This is a genomic window from Planococcus sp. PAMC 21323, from assembly GCF_000785555.1.
Taxonomy (GTDB): domain Bacteria; phylum Bacillota; class Bacilli; order Bacillales_A; family Planococcaceae; genus Planococcus.
Genome location: NZ_CP009129.1, coordinates 1,122,795 through 1,144,847 on the forward strand (window position 1 = coordinate 1,122,795; position 22,053 = coordinate 1,144,847).

The window sequence follows — 22,053 nt, forward strand, 5'->3', positions numbered from 1 at the left end:
ATTATTCCAACACCTTTTTTTATTAAATCGATGTGCGATGTGTCATCGCGTTCATCAACGTATAGTAAATTTTCAATATAAAAATCTATTAAACGCCTCGTTTATTGCCCCACACTAAAGTGTGCAGTTGTGGCAACACTTTGGCATCGTTCATGATAGGGGATTTTACATGATAATCGATTAACTGTTCATAACGCTCAAGCAAGTTGGACACTAACTGAGCGTCGTTTGTCGTAGTAGTATCTTCATTGCCTGTCTGTAAAAAGAATGGGACTCTTGGATAGCGTTGATGCATGTTTTCGGCATAAGCAAAATCATCTTGGTCGAAAATAACAACTTTTAAACTGACATTTGCTGTTTGCAATTTCTCCAAAAACAAATCCAGTTTTGCCAAATCGGTTTTCATGCCAGAACTTGGTGGTTTTGGTGATAACGTAATGTCATCAATTGTGGTCATCCATTCTTGCCAAATAGAGGCTTGTGTTTCGACCGCTACTTTCCAACCTTGTTGATGACATAATTCAACCAATTCACCAATCCCTTTGTGAAGAACAGGATTTCCACCTGATATAGTAACATGTGAAAAGTTTTCGCCACCTATTTGCATCAATTCTTCGATAATGTCGGCGGGTAGTTTAGAAACGCTGGTTCCCGTGCCATCCCAAGTAAATTTGGAATCGCACCAAGAACAAGAATAATCACATCCAGCAGTGCGGACAAACATCGTTTTTTGTCCCATTACCATACCTTCTCCTTGAACAGTAGGGCCGAATATTTCCATTACAGGAATTTTCATGACAAGTCCTCCTGTCGCGGTCGGTATACAACGTAGCTAGTGGGTGTTTCGCGAACAATAACTTGCAAGCAATTTGGTCGATTGGTCGTTTCTTGAAGCATTGTTTGAATCGATTGCCATACTTGCTGTGCAAGAAGTTCGGTTGTAGGAAACTTATTGGCAAATTCAGGATGATCATTTAAAACGCTGTGATCGTATTTTTTATGGATTAAGCTTTTTAATAATTTAAAATCAATCAGAAAACCGATGGAATCAAGTTGATTGCCTCCGATTGTAATATTGAGATGGTACGTATGCCCGTGCATCATCTTACATTTTCCGGCTTCTTCACTTGGTATAAAATGCGCCGCAGAAAAATGCATGTCTTTATTGAGCTCAAACTGATAATTGTGAGAAACAGACGGATAAAATTGTTGCATCATGTGGTCGCACCTGCCATTTGTTTTGCTTGATAGCGTTTAAGACCATCATTTCGTAATTGGCAAGCTGGACATTCACCACAGCCGGTACTCGGAACACCGTTATAACAAGTTAATGTTTTTTCTTGAACAAAATCAAGTGCACCAAGTGTATCGGAAAGTTCCCAGACATCTGCTTTATCTAGCCACATCAATGGTGTATGAATGATAAATTGTTTATCCATGGCCAAATTTAACGTAACGTTCAAAGAACGGATAAATGTATCACGACAATCAGGATATCCACTAAAGTCGGTTTCACTAACACCTGTGATTAAATGCCGCGAACCGATTGCATCTGCATAAACAGCAGCAAAAGATAAAAACAACAGGTTTCGACCGGGCACAAATGTAGAAGGAAGTTCTCCATCTACTGCTGTTACTTCGATGTCATCTCGAGTTAACGCATTTGCAGAAAGTTGATTGATCAACGTCATGTCGAGTACTTTAAATGAAACGCCAAGTTCATCAGCGATTTTCCGAGCACATTCAATTTCAGCAGAATGGCGCTGACCATAATCAAAAGTGACCGTTGCAACTTCCTTAAAGTTCTTAAGCGCCCAAAATAGGCATGTGGTACTGTCTTGGCCGCCGCTAAAAACGACGACTGCTTTTTCGTTTTTCATCTGTATCACTCCTTAGTTTTTTAGAGAGGGAGTTTGCGAACCTCTTTAACGAACAGGATTAATAATAACACATGGAACATTTAAAAGATGACTGCATATATTATTTCAAATAGGTATACAATTTCTGAAAGAGGGTATATTTATATAACAACGAAAGGGGAGGTCCGAGATGAAAGCAATTGTTATTGATAACTACGGCGGCAGAGAACAATTAGTCGAAAGAGAAATTGATAAGCCAACTATCACAGATGATCAAGTACTTGTAGAAGTTTATGCCACTTCAATCAATCAAATTGATTGGAAATTACGTGAAGGTTATTTAAAAGAAATGCTGCCTTGGGAATTCCCAATTATTTTAGGCTGGGACGCAGCAGGGATAGTTGCTGAAGTTGGGGCTAATGTTAAACATTTCAAGGTAGGAAACCGTGTCTTTGCTAGACCAGCAACAACAAGACAGGGAACTTATGCAGAATTTGTTCCTGTTGAGTCAGATTTACTTGCGCATATGCCTGAGAGCATGTCATTTGAAGAAGGTGCAGCGATTCCGTTGGCTGGACTAACTGCTTATCAATGTATTGTTGGATTTGCAAATGTAAAAAAAGGCGAAAAAGTTTTAATTCATGCAGGAGCTGGTGGAGTTGGAACGATGGCTATTCAAATAGCTAATAGCATCGGTGCGTATGTAGCTACGACTGCAAGTGACAGTAATGATGAATTGGTTAAATCGTTAGGAGCTAATCGTGTAATTAACTATAGCCAAGAGGATTTTAGTGAGTTGCTTGAAAATTTTGATGCCGTTTTGGATACGATGGGCGGAGAAGTTTTGGAGAAAAGTTTTAAAGTATTGAAAAAAGGCGGGAAGTTAATTTCCATCGCTGGAGAACCATCACCTGAACAAGCGAAAGAGCATGGAGTAAACGCGACTAGTTATTGGTTAGAGCCAAATGGCGCAGAATTGCACCAACTGGCAAATCTTTTCATAGCTGGTGAATTAAAACCGACTATCGGTCATGTATTTGATTTCTCTGAAAAAGGTGTTAGAGATGCTCACGAATTGAGTGAAACTCACCATGCTCGAGGAAAAATAATCATCAAATTAAAATCATAAAATAAAAAAATCCTTTCACTTTAGCGAAAGGATTTTTTATTGGCGTTTAGAATTTTTCGGGTTTCCCGGATTTGTCTGCTGAATAATATTCAGTAGGTGCGTCGTCTTGAGCTTCTTCTGTACGTACGACCAATACGTCGCATTTTGCAGAACGGACAATATGTTCAGAAACACTGCCGATTAAGAAACGTTCAACTGCATTTAATCCAGTCGCACCACAAATAATTAAATCTGCTTCAACTTTTTGAGCTAAGTCTCTAGAAATCATTGATTTTGGTGATCCATAATCGACGACAATATTAACTTTCTCAACTCCGCCAGCTAACGCTTCTTTTTTATACTCTTCTAATAAATCTTCAGCAAACTTTTGAGCACGATCAGCAATTGAACGATCATATGCCTCGATTGCCGCAAACGAACGTGTATCAATTACATTAACTAAGTTTAATGTGGCGTTGTTTCGTTCGGCAATACCCACTGATTTTTTGAATGCCCACTCTGCTTCTTTGGAACCGTCTACCGCTACAAGAATTTGACTATATTTTAATGTCATCCTACATTCCTCCTTCATCTGTCTATAGTTACTCATTCGCTATAAAAAGAAGAGTTCCTGCTAAATTAGCGTTAATTTGCTGAATTTTTAGTCTAATTTGTGAAATTAATCAATAATTTCAAAGAAAAGCAGCATCGAAATTTCTCCGATGCCGCTTTATAAGATTAATTATTGATAATTTGAAGTTCTTTTGGATACTTAGTCAATACCTCATAGCCATCAGCTGTTACAGCTACATCATCTTCAATGCGAACGCCGACTTTGTCTGGGACGTAAATACCTGGCTCAAGTGTAAAGACCATTCCTTCTTCCATTTTCATCGTGTTTTCACCATGAATAGAAGGGAACTCGTGAACGTCAATTCCAAGACCGTGGCCTAGACGGTGAGTGAAATAGTCACCATATCCAGCATCTGCAATCACTTTACGTGAGATTTGATCAAGTTCAGCTGCAGTCACGCCTGGTTTTACCGCTTCAAGAGCAGCCATTTCAGAACGGTATACAACATCATAAACTTCTTTTTGTTCTTCGCTCGGTTCGCCAAGAGCTAATGTACGAGTAATATCTGAACAATAACCTTTATGCACAACGCCAAGGTCAAATAAAACTAAGTCGCCTTGTTTTAGTTTGTATTCGCCAGTTTTGCCATGTGGTGAAGCTGCACGTGCGCCTGTCAATACAGTAGTGTCAAACGACATATGCGTAACTCCGCGTTTTTTTAATGCCAATTCAATTTCAGTCATTACTTCAATTTCGGTTATGCCTTCTTTAATTGTCCGAGCGGCTACTTCAATCGCGTAATCAGCTAAAGCTGCTGCTTCACGTAAAATTTGTAATTCCGCATCGTCTTTAATAACACGCATCGCATTTAGTTGGTCATCCAATTGAGCGATTGAAAGAGACCCGAAGAAAGATAACAGTGATTCGTAGCGCTCAACAGTCATATGAGCTTTTTCAACAGCCATCGTTTTGAAGTCAATACCGCGTGATTGAGCTGTTTTGTACAAGATTTCCATCGAATTTTGTGTATCCTCGTGACCAACGATTTCACCTGTCCAACCAGCATTTTTTGCATCCGGAATTTCCATTTTCGGACAAATCAAAAATGGTTCAGCTTCAGCGAACACCATAACGCCTAATAAGCGCTCATGCGGATTACTTTTAAAACCACTAACGTAAAAGACGTTGTATGGATCTGTAATAAACGCCGCATCAATCGATTGTTCTTTTAAATGATTTTGTAATTGTGTAATTTTATTCATATGTATATTCCTCCTCTTCATGTGTAGCATATCAAAAATCAGGGTATAATACAGCTATGAAAGCTGAATTTGCTATTTTAAAACTTACTGGAGGGATAGTATGCACGTTTCATATCATGGACATTCTGTCGTCAAAATTAAAACAGGTGAATTTACAATTTTAATTGATCCATTTATTAATGGAAACGAACTTACTGATTTGACAGTTGCAAACGAAAAGCCAGACGTGATTCTGTTAACGCATGCTCATAATGATCACGTCGGTGACACAGTTGAACTGGCGAAAAAAAATAATGCGCAAGTCATAGCAGTATTTGAACTAGCTAATTATTTAGCCACTCTTGGTGTAAACGCAGTAGGTATGGGTTTAGGTGGCGCACACAAATTTGATTTTGGAGTAGTGAAGTTTACAAAGGCTTTCCATAGCTCTTCTTTCACAACAGAAGAAGGTGAAGTAGTTTATGGTGGGATGCCAGCCGGAATTTTATTCACAGCAGAAGGCAAAACAATTTATCATGCGGGTGACACAGAAGTGTTTGGAGATATGAAGATGTTGGGCGAGCGAAATGATATCGATGTGGCATTTGTGCCAATTGGTGATCATTTCACTATGGGGCCAGAAGATGCAGCTTATGCAGTCGAATTATTAAATCCAAAAATTGTTGTACCGATTCATTACAATACATTCCCACCGATCAAACAAGATCCTGAGCATTTCAAATCATTAGTAAAAGATGCGCAAGTAAACATTTTGCAACCAGGAGAAAGTGTGGATATGGCATCTGTTTCTACGGAAAAGTAACAAACATGCTTTAAAGTTAAATCATTGATTTATACTAATTAAGTTCCACGAGAAGCTTTAGCTTTTCGTGGTTTTTTCGTGCTATTTTATACCTATCGAAACCAAATGCGTAGCTCTCAACTTTTCATAAGTTATGCTACACTATAGGATATAGGAACGTAGAAAGAATGGGTGAAATCATGGCGACTAAACATGAACAAATATTGGCGTATATTGAGACTTTAGCCGTAGGTGAGAAAATTTCAGTGCGGCGCATTGCAAAGGAATTGCAGGTAAGTGAAGGTACAGCTTATCGAGCGATTAAAGAAGCGGAAACAAAGCGCTTGGTGTCGACGATTGAACGCGTAGGGACCATTCGAATTGAACGCAAAAAGAAAGAAAATATTGAACGACTTACATATGCTGAAATTGTAAATATTGTTGATGGTCAGGTGTTAGGTGGTAGAGCTGGACTGCATAAATCGTTGAATAAATTTGTTATTGGGGCTATGCAGTTAGAAGATATGATGCGCTATACGGAAGCGGGCAATTTATTGATTGTTGGTAACCGTTATAAAGCACATGAATATGCACTTCGCGCAGGTGCAGCAGTACTCGTTACAGGAGGCTTTGAAGCAGCTGATCAAGTAAAAAAATTGGCGGATGAATTTGAGCTACCTGTAATTTCAACTAGTTATGATACGTTTACAGTAGCGACGATGATCAACCGAGCAATTTATGACCAATTGATCAAAAAAGAAATCTTATTAATCGAAGATATATTAATTCCGTTAGAAGGAACGGCTCATTTAAATCTTAAAGAACCAATTCGCCGATACCACGAGTTAAACAAAGAAACTGCTCATGGTGGATTTCCAGTAGTCGATCATACAAACAAGCTGGTCGGGATTATTACGTCTCGGGATGTAATGGGGCATGCTACTACAGAATTAGTCGAGAAAGTAATGACGAAAGAGCCATTAACTGTTTCAATGCAAACGAGTGTGGCAGCAGCAGGACATCGGATGATTTGGGAAGGCATTGATTTAATGCCAGTCGCAGATGATCATGGCAAGCTAAAAGGTGTGATCAGTCGACAAGATGTATTAAAAGCAATTCAAACAGCTCAGCGTCAACCTCAGCAAGGTGAAACCATTGATGACATTATTAAGAGTCAACTTCATCAACAAATAAGTGATAAATTGATTTTGGAGTTCCGTGTTACACCGCAGATGACCAATGCCTATGGCTCGATTTCACATGCTGCGTATACGATGATTTTGACGGAAGCGGCGTCAGCAATTTTAAAAACAAAGAACCGTAAAGACAGTGTACTCGAAAATGCGTCCATTTACTTTTTAAAGCCAGTTCAACTAGATGCGCTGGTACTGGTCCGACCTCAAATTTTAGATATTAGTCGGAAATCAGCGAAAGTAGATGTTGAAGTATCGTTAGAAAATGAAATTGTGGGTAAAGCAATGTTGACTTTCCAATTATTAGACCGTTAATACAGAAATACGAATACAAAAAGGCAGCAGGTGCACTCATCAAATGAGTACGCCTACTGCCTAAAATTCTACTACCATTTAAGGGTTTAAATCTGCTTCTTCTTCAAGAAATACAAAATAATGCTTTGATGCTTTGTAGTTATAATAAACTAAAGCTAAACCTAGAATAATGAAAATACTCGAAATGACATATGTCAGTATCGATTGGAAAACAAATAGTTGATTGATGCCAAAAAAGGTAACGAAACTACCTAATGCCATTGAAGCACGTGCAGCATACCATTTTTTTCGAATCGGTAAAACGGTACGGGTACGAAATTGCTTTGTTTTGTTATAAAAATAAACGACAAATGATACAATAATTAAAATTACAAAAATTAACATAAGGACCTCCTGAATTCCAAAACTCATACCTTATTGTACTGAGGAATGAGCAAAATTGCGAATGGATTTCCTTATAAATGGAGGAACTTAAAAATGTACAGTCAAATCATCGACACAATTAAGCAATACGATACCATTATTATTCACCGTCATGTGCGTCCAGACCCGGATGCATATGGATCTCAGCTTGGTCTGAAGTATTTATTAGAACAAAACTATCCGGACAAGCATATTTTGGCTGCGGGTACACATGATTACAATATGGATTTTCTAGATTTTCCTGACCTCGTTGAAGATCAAGATTTTACAGGAGCTTTGGTTATTGTTACGGATACTGCGAATACAGAACGTGTAGATGATCAACGTTATAAAACAGGTGCAAAACTTATTAAAATTGATCATCATCCAAATGATGATGCTTATGGTGACCTCGTTCATGTTGATACAACTGCTAGTTCTGCCTCTGAAATCATTTATGAACTTTACGAATATGGAAACGAACATGAAGGGTGGACAATGTCTACCAAAGCTGCACGCTTACTGTACGCAGGAATTATTGGAGACACGGGGCGATTCTTATTTCCAAGTACGACACAAAAAACGTTTGCAGTTGCAGGGGAACTGATCAAATATGATTTTGATCGCAACGCATTACATAACGGAATGTATGAGATGGACCGAAAATTATTGCATTTGCAAGGTTATATGTATCAAAATTTTAAAATGGATGAAAATGGTGCAGCACATGTGAAAATTACCAAAGACATTTTAAAAGAATTCGATGTGACGGCTTCAGATACTTCCTTATTAGTCGGCTCACTCGGTAATGTAAAAGGGATGAAAGCTTGGGTAATCTTTATTGAGGAAGAGGAAGAAATCCGCGTTCGATTGCGTTCAAAGGGACCAGTCATCAACACACTAGCAAAAGAATTTGGCGGCGGAGGACATCCAATGGCTTCAGGTGCTACAGCTTATTCATGGAAAGAAGCTGAGCGTGTCATCGCACGTCTTGCAGAAATTTGTGCAGCTGCAAACTAAGGAGGAGAATCTAGTGTCAATGGTTTATCCGCATATAAGCACGTCGGCTGATTTGCTGAAAAGCACGGTGCGCCTTGACGAACTTTTCCCGTTTTTAAAGGAACAAGGAGCAACTTCAGTTGCCATTGTTAATTCAAAATTATATGGCACCCTTCCTTTTTGGGAAGAGTGCCGCCGTGCCGGCATCCACGGGGTTGTCGGCCTTTCGACTTTTATCGAATATGACGAACAATACTATCCAGTTGTTTTATATGCCCAATCAAACAAAGGCTATGACAATTTGTTGAAAATATCGAGCGCATTAGCTACACGAGATAAAGTGGCAATTCCTGAACAATGGCTAAAAGCATATAAAGAAGGCTTATTATGTGTGATTCCAAATAAAGCTGAATGGCTCTTGACAGATCGTAGCTTAGTAGTCCGGTACATAAAGAATTTATTTGGTCAAACTGCATTTGGTAGCATTGAACGTCCAGGTGGAGTGGTGTCTGATTACGAATCAGCGTTTATTGAACTGTGTGAGAAACTTGAAATCTCAATCATCGCAACACACGAAATCCGCTACATGCATCAACAAGATGCTTTTGCATATGAAGTAGCATCTTCGATTGGGCAGGGTCTTAAAATGAACGATCCAGAAAGACAGAAACCTGAACATACCAATGCCTATGTTCCAAATCCGCAAGAGTTTTTATCATGGTTTGAAGACCGAAAAGAGTGGGTTCAACAATCCGTAAATCTTTTAGAAAGCTGCCAAGTAAACATTCCGTTAGACCGCCAGTTGTTACCGGTGTTTCCGTTATCCGAAAAAATCGATAAAGCGGCTTACGTCGCACAATTATGTAAAGCAGGACTTGAAGAGCGAGTACCGGGATTTTCGGGAGAATACCAGGAGCGGCTGAATTACGAGTTATCGATTATTGAGAAAATGGGATTTATCGATTATTTCTTAATTGTCGCGGATTTTATGAAATACGCAAAAGATCAAGACATTATGACCGGGCCTGGTCGGGGATCTTCAGCGAGTTCACTTGTTGCATATTCGTTGAAAATTACAGACGTCGATCCAATTGAACATGGTCTGTTATTTGAACGTTTTTTAAATCCAGAGCGAGTTACGCTACCGGATATCGATATTGACTTTGCTGACCATAGACGCCATGAAGTAGTGGAATATGTAGCACAAAAATATGGAGCTATTCGAACAGCTCAAATTATTACATTTGGTACATTATCTGCAAAAGCAGTGGCTCGAGACACTGCTCGAGTATTTGGTTTTGAAGCGGAAGAGCTTGAAGCTATTTCAAAACTGATTTCAAATCGTCCTGGTACAACTTTGCGTTCAGCTTTAAAAGAATCTACAAAGTTTAATGACTGGATTATTGAGCGTGAAGAACGCAAATCTTGGTTTAAGACTGCCTTGAAACTTGAAGGCCTACCGCGGCACGCATCTACTCATGCTGCAGGTGTTATTTTAAGTCCAACGCCATTAGTCAATCATGTGCCTATTGAAAAAGGAAATGAAGGCATTTATCTAACGCAATGGCCGATGCAGGAACTCGAAGCGATTGGCTTATTGAAAATGGACTTTCTTGGACTTCGCAACCTAACTATTTTGGAACAAATTCGTAGCTTAGTTTATTGGGATACGAAAAAGAGGATAAACTACAGCAAGATTCCGCTAGAAGATGAAAAAACCTATAAGTTATTAGCAGCAGGAGATACAACGGGTGTGTTTCAACTTGAATCTGATGGCATGCGCCGAGCGCTTCAACAAATCCGGCCGACCGCTTTTGGAGATATTGTTGCCGTTAACGCATTATATCGTCCAGGCCCAATGGAGTTTATCCCTTTATATGCAAGGCGAAAACATGGTCAAGAAACAGTAAAATACGTACATCCAATATTAGAACCGATTTTAAGTGAAACTTATGGCGTTATTGTTTATCAAGAGCAAATTATGCAGATTGCGTCGAAGATGGCTGGCTTTTCTCTTGGAGAAGCCGATTTATTGAGGCGTGCAGTCAGCAAGAAAAAGCGTGAAATTTTGGATGAAGAACGAGAGCATTTTGTGCAAGGAGCCAAAGCCAAGAAATTTACTGAAGCTGAAGCAGCGGAAGTTTATGATTTAATCGTTCGATTTGCTGATTACGGATTTCCCAAAAGTCATGCAGTTGCTTATAGCATGATATCTTATCAATTGAGTTATATGAAAACCCATTACCCGGTTTATTTTTATACCAGTTTATTGAGCAATAGTGCTGGTAATGCCGAAAAGACAAAACAGTTGTTGCAGGAAATTAAGGAAAAGAAAATACCCTTATTACCTCCATCAATTCAAAAAAGTCGGCACACTTTTTCAGTAGAAGACGGTCAAATTCGATTTGGTTTGAATGCTGTGAAAGGTGTTCCAGGTTCAACCATTAAAGCTTTACTAGCTGCTCGAGAAGAAGGTCCGTTTAGTAGTTTGTTTAATATCGCTGAACGAATTTCGGCATTGCATTTCAATCGCAAGTCGTTTGAACCCCTCATTAAAGCAGGGGCTCTTGATGATTTCGGGCACGACCGTGGAGTGGTTTTGGCGTCATTAGATAGCGCCATCAAGCATGCAGAACTTGTAAAACCAAATGAAGAACCAGGCTTGTTTGACGATATGGGAGCGAGCTTTATGAAACCTAAATACACGAAAGCTTCAGAAATGCCCGAAAGCCTGAAATTGGAGTTTGAAAAAGAAGTACTAGGCTTTTATTTGTCGAAACATCCAATTGAAAGAGAAAAAGAAAATCGACAAAAATCTTATGATGCACTTAAATCATTAAAATCTAAACGAGACAGAGAACCGGTCAAAGTGTTAGGGGTAATAGAGGAGATCAAGCGGATTCGTACGAAAAAAGGAGATGCCATGGCATTTCTAACTTTAATGGACGAGACAGGTCCCGCTTCGGTCACTTTATTTCCGGTTGAGTATGCGAAATATAACTTACTTTTAGAAACTCACGCTACACTTGAAATTCAAGGATTGGTCGAAAATCGCAACCACAAAACAGCTATTATTTGCAAAAACATAGAAACTTGACTGCTTTTCGAAAAGAAAAGCAGTTTTTTCTTTACGTGGCATTGTTTTTTTTGTATTGTAGAAGATATGAGTGGTCAGACCACTTTCAAAAAAATGGAAGCAGAGGGACCATCATGAATCAATCTAAACGATATTTAGATATAGTACGGGACATTCGTGACATGATCCGACAAGAAAAAATAAAGCCCGGGGACCGTATTCCATCTGAAAGGGAATTGGCTGAAACGATGCAAGTAGGTCGTTCTACTTTACGTGAAGCATTGCGCAGTCTTGAGTTACTAGGGTTGATCGAAACACGTAGAGGAGAAGGAACTTTCTTATCTGATCATAGAAACCATAAATTAGTAGAAGTCTTATCCACATTTATCTTGCAAGACAATCGTTCGCATGAAGACGTGTGGGAAACACGGTTGCTGCATGAAGTTGCAGCAATTCAAGCGATTTGCAAAAGTGAAACAGAAAGCCAAATGAAAATTTGGGACAGTTTGCGCTTGCGATTAAAAGACGAAAGTTTTCAACGTGAAGACTTTGTACGAGAATTAATGGTATTATCAGGAAATCGATTATCTTTGAAAATCTGGTTTTTACTAACACAATATAGCGGTAACCCTTATGCGGGAACCGTTTCTTCTATGGAAATTGACTTCATGAATAATACTTTATTAGCGATTGAGCAACAGGATGCGGAAACAGCCATTCAAGAATTTCAAGCTTGGAGTGAATGGTTAAAAAAGGAGAGAATAAGCAATGGCAATAATACGTGATATTTTTAAACGCAATAAAGATAACAAAGAAGCGACAATGCCATCAAAATCTGCAAAAGATGTACCAGAAGGATTGATGACGAAATGTCCTTCTTGTAAAGAAATAACATTAACAAAAGACTTAGAGAAAAATAAAAAAGTCTGCCCGAAATGTGATCATCATTTTAAGATGACTGCATATGAACGGATAAATATATTACTAGATGCTGAAAGTTTTGAGTCAATGGACGACCATTTAAAATCACAAAACCCACTTGGATTTCCTGGATACACGGAAAAAGTACAAGCAGACAGTGAAAAAACAGGATTAAATGAGGCTGTTTTGACTGGTTCTGGTAAATTACAAGGACAAGACATTGTACTTGCTGTAATGGATTCACATTTCCGCATGGGTTCGATGGGTTCTGTTGTCGGCGAAAAAATTACGCGTGCCATTGAAGCAGCGACTGAGCGTAAAGTGCCGTTTATCATATTTACAGCAAGCGGTGGAGCTCGCATGCAAGAAGGGGTCCTATCGTTAATGCAAATGGCAAAAACGAGTGTTGCGTTAAAGCGTCACAGCAACGAAGGTTTACTTTTTGTATCGGTTTTAACTCATCCAACAACAGGTGGAGTGTCGGCAAGTTTTGCATCAGTGGGAGACATTAATATTGCAGAACCAAAAGCTTTAATCGGTTTTGCAGGACGTCGTGTTATTGAACAAACCGTTCGTGAAAAACTACCTGAAGATTTCCAAACTGCCGAGTTTTTATTAGCGCACGGACAGCTAGACGCAGTTGTTCATCGTGATCTGATGAAACAAACATTGGCGACAATCGTACGCCTACATACGGGAGGAGCTAACGCAAATGGTTAAGAAAAACGGGAAAAAAACATTAGCATTTGAAGAGCCGCTTATCCAGTTGCGTGCAAAAATTTCAGAGCTAAAAGAATATACAACAACTGCAGAAGTAGATTTGAGTTCAGAGATAAAATCTTTGGAAGATCGTTTTTCTAAACTCGAAGAAGAAATTTATGAAAACATGAAACCCTGGGACCGTGTTCAAGTTGCTCGACATCCAGAAAGACCGACAACGCTTGATTACATCCCAATGATTTTTGATGATTTTATTGAATTACATGGAGACCGTTTATACGGAGACGATGAAGCAATTGTCAGTGGCATTGCGTCTTTTAATGGTCAGCCAGTGACAATCATCGGACATCAGCGCGGTAAAGACACGAAAGAAAATGTTCGACGGAATTTCGGTATGCCGCATCCGGAAGGTTATCGTAAAGCGTTGCGCTTGATGAAGCAAGCTGAGAAGTTCAAGCGTCCGATTATTTGTTTAATCGATACTAAAGGTGCGTATCCCGGGAAAGCTGCAGAAGAGCGTGGCCAAAGTGAAGCTATTGCACGAAATTTAGTAGAGATGGCTGGACTTGAAGTGCCTGTCTTATCCATTGTTATTGGTGAAGGTGGAAGTGGTGGTGCACTAGCATTAGGTGTTGGAAATCAAATTCTCATGTTAGAAAACTCGACTTTCTCAGTAATCTCTCCAGAAGGAGCAGCTTCAATTCTTTGGAAAGATTCAGCTCTTGCTCAAACAGCAGCAGAAGCGATGAAAATTACGGCACCTGACTTATTAGAGATGAAAATTATCGAACATATGATTCCCGAGGTGCGCGGTGGAGCGCATCACAACCCGCAAAAACAAGCCGCTATAATGACAGAAGCAATTAGACGCTCGTTAGAAGAATTGAATGGCTTGTCAGGAAAAGAACTCGTAGAACAACGTTATAATAAATTCAAATCAATTGGTGTCTTCAGCGAATGATAAAACCGCCTCGGCGGTTTTTTTGATTGCTTAACTTATTGAAAAGTTAACAATTTCTTGAAATGGCTGTAATAATGTACGGAAATCTTAACACGTAGTAAAGCTATTCAAGACTGACAGCGGGGCTTTTGCGTGGTAAGGTTAGAGGAGTAAATGGACTGCAGGAGGATAATAGTTATGAAAAAAATTGGAGTATTAACAAGTGGAGGAGATTCGCCGGGGATGAACGCAGCTGTCCGTGCGGTTGTCCGTAAAGCAATTTATCACGGTGTTGAAGTTGCAGGTGTATATTCAGGTTATCAAGGTTTAATTGAGGGGAATATCAAAAACTTAGAGGCCGGGGATGTGGGCGATATTATCCAGCGCGGTGGAACTAAATTGTACTCAGCACGCTGTGAAGAGTTTCGTACGGAAGCTGGTCAATTAAAAGCGATTGAACAAATGAAAAAAGCAGGTCTTGAAGGATTAGTCGTAATCGGTGGAGACGGCTCATACCAAGGTGCGATGGCTTTAACTAAAAGAGGATTTCCTTGTGTTGGAGTACCGGGTACGATTGATAACGACATTCCAGGGACGGACTATACAATTGGGTTTGATACAGCATTAAACACTGTCATCGAAGCAATCGATAAAATCCGTGATACTGCTACAAGTCATGAGCGGACATTTATTGTCGAAGTAATGGGTCGCGATGCAGGAGACTTGGCATTATGGGCAGGACTTGCAGGTGGAGCAGAAACAATTTTAATTCCAGAGGAAAGCTATGATATCGATGACATGATTGATCGACTTCAAAAAGGCCGTAATCGAGGAAAACGACATAGTATTATTATTGTGGCAGAAGGAGTTATGAGCGGGAACGAACTAAAAGCGCTTATTAAAGAAAAAGCCGATATTGAAACGCGAGTTTCAGTATTGGGCCATATTCAACGCGGAGGCTCGCCAACAGCACGAGATCGCGTGTTAGGAAGCTTGTTTGGGGCACGTGCAGTGGAAGTTCTTATTGAAGGTGTCGGAGGACGGGCTATTGGCATGAAGAATCACCAAGTGGTAGACTATGATATGACAGAAGCATTCACTGCAGAGCATAACGCCGATATGAGCTTGTATACATTGTCCAAAGAGTTAGCAATTTAAAACAATATAAAATGGAGTGAGTTTATTGAGAAAAACGAAAATTGTATGTACGATTGGCCCGGCAAGTGAATCACCTGAAATGCTGGATCGTTTAATTGAAGCTGGGATGAACGTAGCCCGCTTAAACTTCTCGCATGGTAACCATGAAGAGCATGCGTTGCGTATCGAGCGTATTCGCGAAGCTGCGAATAAAGCTGATAAAATTGTAGGTATTTTGTTAGATACAAAAGGACCAGAAATTCGTACGCATCAAATGGAGAACGATGCAATTGAATTAGAAACAGGTCAAAAACTCGAAGTTTCAATGACCGAAGTACTTGGTACTGCTAAACGCTTTTCTATTACGTATGAACAATTGATTGAAGATGTTCATGTAGGTTCAATTATTTTATTAGACGATGGTTTAATTGAATTACGTGTCGAAAGCTTAGATCCTGAAAATGGGATCATCCATACGATTGTTGAAAATGCAGGAACATTAAAAAGTAAAAAAGGTGTAAACGTTCCAGGTGTATCGGTTCAATTGCCAGGAATTACAGACAAAGATGCACAAGATATTTTATTCGGTATCGAACAAAATGTTGATTTTATTGCGGCTTCATTTGTTAGAAGAAGTTCAGATGTTATGGAAATCCGTGGTTTACTTGAGAAAAACGACGGAGCACATATTCAAATTATCCCGAAAATTGAAAACCGTGAAGGTGTCGATAATATTGACGAAATCATTATGGTTTCTGATGGTTTAATGGTTGCACGTGGCGATTTAGGTGTAGAAATTCCTGCAGAAGAAGTACCATTGGTACAAAAATCATTAATCGACAAATGTAATAGTGCCGGTAAACCAGTTATTACAGCAACGCAAATGCTAGATTCAATGCAACGTAACCCGCGTCCAACGCGTGCTGAAGCTAGTGATGTTGCTAACGCGATTTTTGATGGTACAGATGCAATTATGCTTTCGGGTGAAACAGCTGCGGGTATATATCCTGTTGAATCTGTTGAAACGATGGATCGCATCGCGGCAACAACTGAAGCAGCTTTAAATTATAAGCAAATTGTATCGAATAGAAGAAAAGAAAAAGAATCGAATATGACAGAAGCTATTGGTCAAGCAGTTGCATATACCGCTTTAAATTTAAAAGTTCAAGCGATTATTGCGCCTACTGAAAGCGGCACAACAGCTAAAATGATTTCTAAATACCGTCCAGGAGCACCAATTATTGCGGTGACGTCATCAGAACGTCCAGCTCGCAAATTAACATTAGTTTGGGGAGTTCAGCCAATTATTGGTCCTTCAGTAGAATCTACGGATGAATTGCTAGAAACGGCGGTCGATGAAAGCTTGAAACACGGTTACGTAAAACATGGCGATCTTGTTGTCATTACAGCGGGTGTTCCGGTAGGGCATGCTGGTACAACAAACTTGATGAAAGTACATGTAATTGGCGATATCTTAGCAAAAGGACAAGGCATTGGTAAAACAGTTGCATTTGCTGAAACAGTCGTTGTTCGCAATGCAGAAGAAGCTTTAGCTGTTGATACAGAAGGTAAAATCATCGTAACAATTGGCACAGATCGTGATATGATGCCAGCTATTAACAAATGTGCTGGAATAATTACTGAAGAGGGTGGGTTAACTAGCCACGCAGCAGTAGTTGGTTTAAGCCTTGGTATTCCAGTAATTGTTGGTGTTAAAGAAGCGACTTCACTTATCAAGAGTAACTATGATATTACGATGGATGCAGAGTCAGGCATTGTTTATCATGGCCATGCCAGTGTCCTGTAAATCACAACAAGGAGGCAGGTCAACATGATGAAATGGATTTTCCTAGCCTTAATTATTGTGCCATCCCTTGAATTAGCTTTGCTAATTTGGGCAGGAGGCAAACTTGGATTTTTTGCAACGATGGCAATTATTGTGGCCACTGGTTTGATTGGTGCATTTCTTGCTAAAAAACAAGGGATCAAAGCGATAAAAGACATACAAGCAGGAATGAATAATTTTCAAGCTCCTGGGGATCAATTATTAAATGCTGCATTTATTTTAGTTGGTGGTGTTTTGCTACTAACGCCTGGATTTATCTCGGATGCGATAGGGTTTACTATGTTGTTTAGTCCTACCCAGAAAATATATAAACCATTTATTTATCGAATGATTCATAAAAAAATGAAAAATACCCGGGTTATCGTAGGATAACACCGGGTGTTTCCATCATTATTTTCAGTAATTTTTAATTTCTATAGTCGTTTTCATTCACAAATTATACAAAGTTGATTATAATAGCTTAGTAAGGTTAGAATAGAAGTTCATACAAGCAGATGAGACATCATTCTGCATTTTTTTTTGGAATGATGAATTATATTGAAGAAGGAGCGAATTAAATGACATCGTCAAAAGGTTTAGAAGGTGTAGTAGCAACACAATCCGCGATCAGTTCGATCATTGATGACACACTTACATATGTCGGCTATGATATCGATGATTTAGCCGTAAATGCTAGCTTCGAAGAAGTGATTTACCTGTTATGGCATCAACGTTTGCCAAAAGCAGCTGAATTAGCGGAATTAAAGCAACAATTAGCGGACAACATGGCTGTACCCCAAGCTGTGCTGGATCACTTTAAAACATACGACATCAAAAACGTGCATCCAATGGCGGCACTTCGTACGGCTGTTTCGATGCTTGGCTTGTTCGATGAAGAAGCAGAAGTAATGGAACCTGAAGCAAACTACCGTAAAGCAGTTAAAATACAAGCGAAAATCTCGACATTGGTGACGGCTTTCGGTCGCATTCGCAGCGGCAAAGAACCTGTTGCACCCAAAACAGATTTAAGTTTTGCGGCGAACTTCTTGTATATGTTGTCAGGCGAATTGCCAGAAGCAATTGAAGAAGAAGCGTTTAACAAAGCATTAGTGCTTCACGCAGATCACGAATTAAACGCGTCAACGTTTACAGCACGTGTAGCAGTGGCGACTTTATCTGACGTTTACTCGGGCGTAACTGCGGCAATCGGTGCATTAAAAGGCCCACTTCACGGTGGCGCAAACGAGCAAGTAATGAAAATGTTAACGGAAATCGGCTCGGTCGATAACGTAGACAAAGTTATTCACGAAAAACTAGCAAACAAAGAAAAAATCATGGGCTTTGGTCATCGCGTTTACCGCAATGGCGACCCGCGTGCGAAGCATTTGCGTGAAATGTCACAGAAATTGACGAAGATCCGTGGCGAAGAAAAATGGTACGACATGTCCGTTAAGATTAACGACATCGTGACAGGCGAGAAAAACTTGCCACCAAACGTTGATTTCTACTCGGCATCGGTATACCATAGCTTGAACATCGACCACGATTTATTTACACCTATTTTCGCGGTTTCGCGTACATCGGGTTGGTTGGCACACATTTTGGAGCAATACTCAAACAACCGTTTGATCCGCCCACGTGCGGAATATATCGGACCGGGTATGCAAACTTATGTACCTGTTGAAGAAAGATAAATAATTTTCATCAATTTGTACGATAAAAAAATACAACTTATAGGGCTAGCACTCTGTGCAGCCCTATGACTTTGACTACAGGAGGAAATTTAACATGACTAACGGAGAAAAAATTTCAGTAGAAAACGGTGTTTTGAACGTACCTAACAATGCAGTAATTCCATATATTATTGGTGATGGAACTGGACCGGATATTTGGAACGCAGCTTCACGCGTTTTAGAAGAAGCGGTAACAAAAGCTTATAACGGCGAGAAATCAATCGTTTGGAAAGAAGTTTTAGCAGGACAAAAAGCATTTGACGAAACTGGCGAATGGCTACCTGAAGAAACGCTTAACGTAATTCGTGAATACTTAATCGCGATCAAAGGTCCTTTAACAACGCCAATCGGCGGCGGTATCCGTTCATTGAACGTAGCTTTACGTCAAGAGTTAGATTTATACACTTGCTTGCGTCCAGTTCGTTACTTTGAAGGCGTTCCTTCACCAGTTAAGCGTCCTGAAGATACTGATATGGTTATTTTCCGTGAAAACACTGAAGATATCTATGCAGGAATCGAGTACGCTAACGGTTCGGATGAAGTGAAAAAATTAATCGCATTCCTACAAGATGAAATGGGCGTTAAAAACATTCGTTTCCCTGAGTCTTCAGGTATTGGGATCAAACCAATTTCAGAAGAAGGAACAAAACGTTTAGTTCGTGCTGCAATCAACTATGCAATTACTGAAGGCCGCGAATCATTAACACTTGTTCATAAAGGGAACATCATGAAGTTCACTGAAGGAGCTTTCAAAAACTGGGGCTACGAAGTGGCTGAACAAGAATTCGGCGATAAAGTGTTTACTTGGAACGAATACGATGCAATTAAAGATGAAAAAGGTACAGACGCTGCGAACAAAGCACAAGAAGAAGCTCTTGCTTCAGGAAAAATTCTTGTTAAAGATTCAATCGCTGATATCTTCTTACAACAAATCCTTACACGTCCAAGCGAGTTTGATGTTGTTGCAACAATGAACTTAAACGGAGATTATGTTTCTGATGCTCTAGCTGCTCAAGTAGGCGGAATTGGTATCGCTCCTGGAGCGAACATCAACTACGATACTGGACATGCAATTTTCGAAGCTACTCACGGAACAGCTCCTAAATATGCTGGTCTTGATAAAGTAAACCCTTCATCTGTTATCCTTTCAGGCGTATTAATGCTTGAGCACTTAGGATGGGCTGAAGCTGCTAAAATGATCACAAACTCTATGGAGAAAACAATTGCTTCTAAAGTTGTAACTTATGACTTTGCACGTCTAATGGACGGCGCTACAGAAGTGAAATGCTCTGAGTTTGCTGACGAATTAATCAAAAACCTATAAAAGTAAAATGGAGGAGGGATTTTTTCCCTCCTTTTTTGTATCTTTTTTTAGGTAAGACTTAAATCTTTATATGATAAAGGAAACAAATGGACAAATTAACTGAGTTTAATTGTTTCTGTCCATTCCCTTTAAATATGTTTGCGCACTTGGTGAAACGGTAATTACACTGAGAGTAAACAACTACAGTCTATAAGGAATTGTTCCATACATTTGTTCTATATAGAAAGACCGCTATGAATATAGAAAAATGTTTTAGTACAATTTAAATACTTCAAAGGGAGAGATATTTTATGACATTCAAACGTAAAAAGATTTCTGTGATCGGATCTGGCTTTACAGGCGCAACTGCAGCATTCCTATTGGCTCAAAAAGAATTGGGTGATGTGGTATTGGTTGATATTCCGAATATGGAAGATCCGGCAAAAGGAAAAGCTTTAGATATGGCAGAGGCTGCGCCTGTGCTTGGATTTGATGCCCGCATAAAAGGAACAGCCAACTACGAAGATACTGAGAACTCGGACTTGGTTATTATTACTGCAGGGATAGCACGCAAGCCAGGTATGAGTCGAGATGATTTGGTTCAAACCAATCAAAAAGTTATGAAATCAGTAACGGCAGATATTGTGAAATACTCTCCTAATACAACAATTATTGTATTGACCAACCCAGTTGATGCGATGACCTATACAGTATTTAAAGCATCTGGGCTACCAAAAGAGCGAGTTATTGGACAGTCGGGAGTATTGGATACTGCACGATTTAGAACGTTTGTAGCTGAAGAATTGGATGTTTCGGTGAAAGATGTTACCGGATTTGTTTTAGGTGGTCATGGAGATGATATGGTTCCGCTTGTTCGGTATTCTTATGCTGGTGGGGTGCCGTTAGAGTCTTTAATTGATAAAGAACGTTTAAATGAAATCGTTGCCAGAACGCGTAAAGGCGGCGCAGAAATTGTAAACTTATTAGGAAATGGATCAGCTTATTATGCACCAGCCGCGTCGCTTGTCGAAATGGCCGAAGCGATCATTAAAGACCAGCGCCGGATTATGCCATCTATCGCTTATTTAGAAGGTGAATATGGCATGAATGGTATATATCTAGGTGTGCCAACCATTTTAGGAGCTGGCGGCATCGAGAAGATTATTGAAATCGACTTGAACAAAGAGGAGACAGATTTATTAAATCAGTCAGCTGAGTCGGTTAAAGCAGTCATGAAAATATTGGCTTAACTGATAGAGAAGTGGACAAGATTATTTCTTGTCCTTTTTTTATGGGATTATATCAAGTTAAAAGCGCAAGCTTAAACTTTGTTGATACCTTAGGCGCTTGCACTTTCATTGGCTAAATTGATACTATAAGAGTATCAAGAAAATGGAGGGATGTTGTTTGTTGCTTGGGAAAAAGCGGAAATTAGGTCGACGTGTGGAAGACATTAAAGTTGGAGAGAACTTAAAGCTGACAGAGAAAGTTGAAGACAAAGATCTTTTACTCTATCTTGGTTTAACAAATGATAGCAATCCACTGTATATTCAACATGATTTTGCGTCACAAACAGCTTTTGAGAAGCCTATCGTGCCCAATATTATGTTGACGGGTATTCTTACGTCTGCAATATCTAAATATATACCGGGTCCAGGATCGTATATTACAAACCAACAGCTAAACTTTTTGAAACCAGTCTATCATTATGCGACAATCGACTTTACATTGGAAGTTGTCGAAGTAGATATCGCGCACAATCGAGTCATCGTTCAAGTAGAAGGAATCGATGAGCAAGGTGAAATTGTGGTACAAGGACAAATTATCGCCAACCCACCACGGACAATTGAGTAACTGACAACTTATGCAATAAATAGTTTCTAACACGGTTTGAGATGGGGGTTT

At 39.5% G+C, this 22,053-nt stretch carries 21 protein-coding genes and 1 riboswitch; of the genes, 15 read left to right on the forward strand and 6 right to left on the reverse strand.

Annotated elements, in window-relative coordinates:
• Nucleotides 1–88: 88 nt before the first annotated feature.
• Genes queE through queC form a run of 3 tightly spaced genes read right to left on the reverse strand, consistent with a single transcriptional unit; the run spans nt 89 to nt 1,880 of the window.
• Complete coding sequence (queE, locus tag PLANO_RS05720) at nt 89–796, reverse strand: 7-carboxy-7-deazaguanine synthase QueE (protein ID WP_038703514.1); 708 nt, start codon at nt 794–796, stop codon at nt 89–91.
• Nucleotides 793–1,218 (reverse strand): 6-carboxytetrahydropterin synthase QueD, encoded by a 426-nt coding sequence (gene queD, locus PLANO_RS05725; protein ID WP_038703515.1) that lies wholly within the window; start codon nt 1,216–1,218, stop codon nt 793–795. The genes queE and queD overlap by 4 nt, the downstream gene beginning before the upstream one ends.
• Entirely contained in the window at nt 1,215–1,880 is a 666-nt protein-coding gene (gene queC, locus PLANO_RS05730; protein WP_038703516.1) for a 7-cyano-7-deazaguanine synthase QueC, read from the reverse strand. The genes queD and queC overlap by 4 nt, the downstream gene beginning before the upstream one ends.
• Before the next feature lie 6 nt (nt 1,881–1,886).
• Nucleotides 1,887–1,930, reverse strand: a riboswitch (PreQ1 riboswitch).
• A gap of 119 nt (nt 1,931–2,049) precedes the next feature.
• On the opposite strand from queC, the gene PLANO_RS05735 reads away from it, so the two are divergent.
• On the forward strand, nt 2,050–2,988 hold the full coding sequence (locus PLANO_RS05735; protein WP_038703517.1) for an NADP-dependent oxidoreductase: 939 nt from the start codon (nt 2,050–2,052) through the stop codon (nt 2,986–2,988).
• 46 nt (nt 2,989–3,034) lie between these two features.
• Here the strand turns inward: PLANO_RS05735 and PLANO_RS05740 are convergent, their stop codons facing one another.
• Complete coding sequence (locus PLANO_RS05740) at nt 3,035–3,541, reverse strand: universal stress protein (RefSeq protein WP_038703518.1); 507 nt, start codon at nt 3,539–3,541, stop codon at nt 3,035–3,037.
• A 164-nt stretch (nt 3,542–3,705) separates the two neighbouring features.
• On the reverse strand, nt 3,706–4,803 hold the full coding sequence (locus PLANO_RS05745; protein WP_038703519.1) for a M24 family metallopeptidase: 1,098 nt from the start codon (nt 4,801–4,803) through the stop codon (nt 3,706–3,708).
• A 100-nt stretch (nt 4,804–4,903) separates the two neighbouring features.
• Here PLANO_RS05745 and PLANO_RS05750 point away from each other — a divergent pair, with 100 nt between their 5' ends.
• Both PLANO_RS05750 and PLANO_RS05755 read left to right on the forward strand, forming a co-directional pair.
• The gene (locus PLANO_RS05750; protein ID WP_038703520.1) at nt 4,904–5,605 is read left to right on the forward strand and encodes a metal-dependent hydrolase; all 702 of its coding nucleotides are present in this window, start codon (nt 4,904–4,906) and stop codon (nt 5,603–5,605) included.
• A gap of 179 nt (nt 5,606–5,784) precedes the next feature.
• Nucleotides 5,785–7,092: a DRTGG domain-containing protein gene (locus PLANO_RS05755; RefSeq protein ID WP_038705385.1), complete on the forward strand. Its 1,308-nt coding sequence runs from the start codon at nt 5,785–5,787 to the stop codon at nt 7,090–7,092.
• A gap of 78 nt (nt 7,093–7,170) precedes the next feature.
• Here PLANO_RS05755 and PLANO_RS05760 read toward each other — a convergent pair whose 3' ends face one another.
• Nucleotides 7,171–7,476, reverse strand: a complete 306-nt coding sequence (locus tag PLANO_RS05760) for a YtpI family protein (RefSeq protein ID WP_038703521.1) — start codon at nt 7,474–7,476, stop codon at nt 7,171–7,173.
• 93 nt (nt 7,477–7,569) lie between these two features.
• Here PLANO_RS05760 and PLANO_RS05765 point away from each other — a divergent pair, with 93 nt between their 5' ends.
• The 12 genes from PLANO_RS05765 to PLANO_RS05820 all read left to right on the forward strand — a co-directional run bounded on the left by PLANO_RS05765 (nt 7,570) and on the right by PLANO_RS05820 (nt 22,002).
• On the forward strand, nt 7,570–8,514 hold the full coding sequence (locus PLANO_RS05765; protein ID WP_038703522.1) for a DHH family phosphoesterase: 945 nt from the start codon (nt 7,570–7,572) through the stop codon (nt 8,512–8,514).
• A gap of 13 nt (nt 8,515–8,527) precedes the next feature.
• Nucleotides 8,528–11,590: a DNA polymerase III subunit alpha gene (gene dnaE / locus PLANO_RS05770; RefSeq protein WP_038703523.1), complete on the forward strand. Its 3,063-nt coding sequence runs from the start codon at nt 8,528–8,530 to the stop codon at nt 11,588–11,590.
• A gap of 113 nt (nt 11,591–11,703) precedes the next feature.
• Nucleotides 11,704–12,354 (forward strand): FadR/GntR family transcriptional regulator, encoded by a 651-nt coding sequence (locus PLANO_RS05775; RefSeq protein ID WP_038703524.1) that lies wholly within the window; start codon nt 11,704–11,706, stop codon nt 12,352–12,354.
• Nucleotides 12,338–13,210, forward strand: coding sequence for an acetyl-CoA carboxylase, carboxyltransferase subunit beta (gene accD, locus PLANO_RS05780; protein ID WP_038703525.1), 873 nt, complete (start codon nt 12,338–12,340; stop codon nt 13,208–13,210). Before PLANO_RS05775 ends, accD begins: the two co-directional genes overlap by 17 nt.
• A complete protein-coding gene (accA, locus tag PLANO_RS05785) occupies nt 13,203–14,171 on the forward strand; it encodes an acetyl-CoA carboxylase carboxyl transferase subunit alpha (protein ID WP_038703526.1) in 969 nt (322 codons plus the stop codon). Before accD ends, accA begins: the two co-directional genes overlap by 8 nt.
• Nucleotides 14,172–14,348: 177 nt before the next feature.
• The gene (gene pfkA, locus PLANO_RS05790) at nt 14,349–15,308 is read left to right on the forward strand and encodes a 6-phosphofructokinase (protein WP_038703527.1); all 960 of its coding nucleotides are present in this window, start codon (nt 14,349–14,351) and stop codon (nt 15,306–15,308) included.
• Between the two features lie 25 nt (nt 15,309–15,333).
• Entirely contained in the window at nt 15,334–17,094 is a 1,761-nt protein-coding gene (gene pyk, locus PLANO_RS05795; RefSeq protein ID WP_038703528.1) for a pyruvate kinase, read from the forward strand.
• Between the two features lie 24 nt (nt 17,095–17,118).
• The gene (locus tag PLANO_RS05800) at nt 17,119–17,505 is read left to right on the forward strand and encodes an FxsA family protein (protein WP_038703529.1); all 387 of its coding nucleotides are present in this window, start codon (nt 17,119–17,121) and stop codon (nt 17,503–17,505) included.
• Nucleotides 17,506–17,690: 185 nt separating this feature from the next.
• The gene (gene citZ, locus PLANO_RS05805; RefSeq protein WP_038703530.1) at nt 17,691–18,806 is read left to right on the forward strand and encodes a citrate synthase; all 1,116 of its coding nucleotides are present in this window, start codon (nt 17,691–17,693) and stop codon (nt 18,804–18,806) included.
• A gap of 94 nt (nt 18,807–18,900) precedes the next feature.
• Entirely contained in the window at nt 18,901–20,169 is a 1,269-nt protein-coding gene (gene icd / locus PLANO_RS05810) for an NADP-dependent isocitrate dehydrogenase (protein ID WP_008496460.1), read from the forward strand.
• A gap of 290 nt (nt 20,170–20,459) precedes the next feature.
• The gene (gene mdh / locus PLANO_RS05815) at nt 20,460–21,398 is read left to right on the forward strand and encodes a malate dehydrogenase (RefSeq protein ID WP_038703531.1); all 939 of its coding nucleotides are present in this window, start codon (nt 20,460–20,462) and stop codon (nt 21,396–21,398) included.
• 157 nt (nt 21,399–21,555) lie between these two features.
• On the forward strand, nt 21,556–22,002 hold the full coding sequence (locus tag PLANO_RS05820; protein ID WP_038703532.1) for a MaoC/PaaZ C-terminal domain-containing protein: 447 nt from the start codon (nt 21,556–21,558) through the stop codon (nt 22,000–22,002).
• Nucleotides 22,003–22,053: the final 51 nt, after the last annotated feature.

Bases quoted from the DNA above. Each gene is read 5' to 3' on its own strand.
- PLANO_RS05765 (WP_038703522.1), top strand. From the start codon at position 7,570: ATGTACAGTCAAATCATCGACACAATTAAGCAATACGATACCATTATT.
- PLANO_RS05775 (WP_038703524.1), top strand. From the start codon at position 11,704: ATGAATCAATCTAAACGATATTTAGATATAGTACGGGACATTCGTGAC.
- queC (WP_038703516.1), bottom strand. From the start codon at position 1,880: ATGAAAAACGAAAAAGCAGTCGTCGTTTTTAGCGGCGGCCAAGACAGT.
- mdh (WP_038703531.1), top strand. From the start codon at position 20,460: ATGACATTCAAACGTAAAAAGATTTCTGTGATCGGATCTGGCTTTACA.
- citZ (WP_038703530.1), top strand. From the start codon at position 17,691: ATGACATCGTCAAAAGGTTTAGAAGGTGTAGTAGCAACACAATCCGCG.
- PLANO_RS05750 (WP_038703520.1), top strand. From the start codon at position 4,904: ATGCACGTTTCATATCATGGACATTCTGTCGTCAAAATTAAAACAGGT.
- PLANO_RS05760 (WP_038703521.1), bottom strand. From the start codon at position 7,476: ATGTTAATTTTTGTAATTTTAATTATTGTATCATTTGTCGTTTATTTT.
- accD (WP_038703525.1), top strand. From the start codon at position 12,338: ATGGCAATAATACGTGATATTTTTAAACGCAATAAAGATAACAAAGAA.
- pfkA (WP_038703527.1), top strand. From the start codon at position 14,349: ATGAAAAAAATTGGAGTATTAACAAGTGGAGGAGATTCGCCGGGGATG.
- PLANO_RS05755 (WP_038705385.1), top strand. From the start codon at position 5,785: ATGGCGACTAAACATGAACAAATATTGGCGTATATTGAGACTTTAGCC.
- queE (WP_038703514.1), bottom strand. From the start codon at position 796: ATGAAAATTCCTGTAATGGAAATATTCGGCCCTACTGTTCAAGGAGAA.
- queD (WP_038703515.1), bottom strand. From the start codon at position 1,218: ATGATGCAACAATTTTATCCGTCTGTTTCTCACAATTATCAGTTTGAG.
- PLANO_RS05740 (WP_038703518.1), bottom strand. From the start codon at position 3,541: ATGACATTAAAATATAGTCAAATTCTTGTAGCGGTAGACGGTTCCAAA.
- PLANO_RS05745 (WP_038703519.1), bottom strand. From the start codon at position 4,803: ATGAATAAAATTACACAATTACAAAATCATTTAAAAGAACAATCGATT.
- icd (WP_008496460.1), top strand. From the start codon at position 18,901: ATGACTAACGGAGAAAAAATTTCAGTAGAAAACGGTGTTTTGAACGTA.
- PLANO_RS05800 (WP_038703529.1), top strand. From the start codon at position 17,119: ATGATGAAATGGATTTTCCTAGCCTTAATTATTGTGCCATCCCTTGAA.
- PLANO_RS05735 (WP_038703517.1), top strand. From the start codon at position 2,050: ATGAAAGCAATTGTTATTGATAACTACGGCGGCAGAGAACAATTAGTC.
- accA (WP_038703526.1), top strand. From the start codon at position 13,203: ATGGTTAAGAAAAACGGGAAAAAAACATTAGCATTTGAAGAGCCGCTT.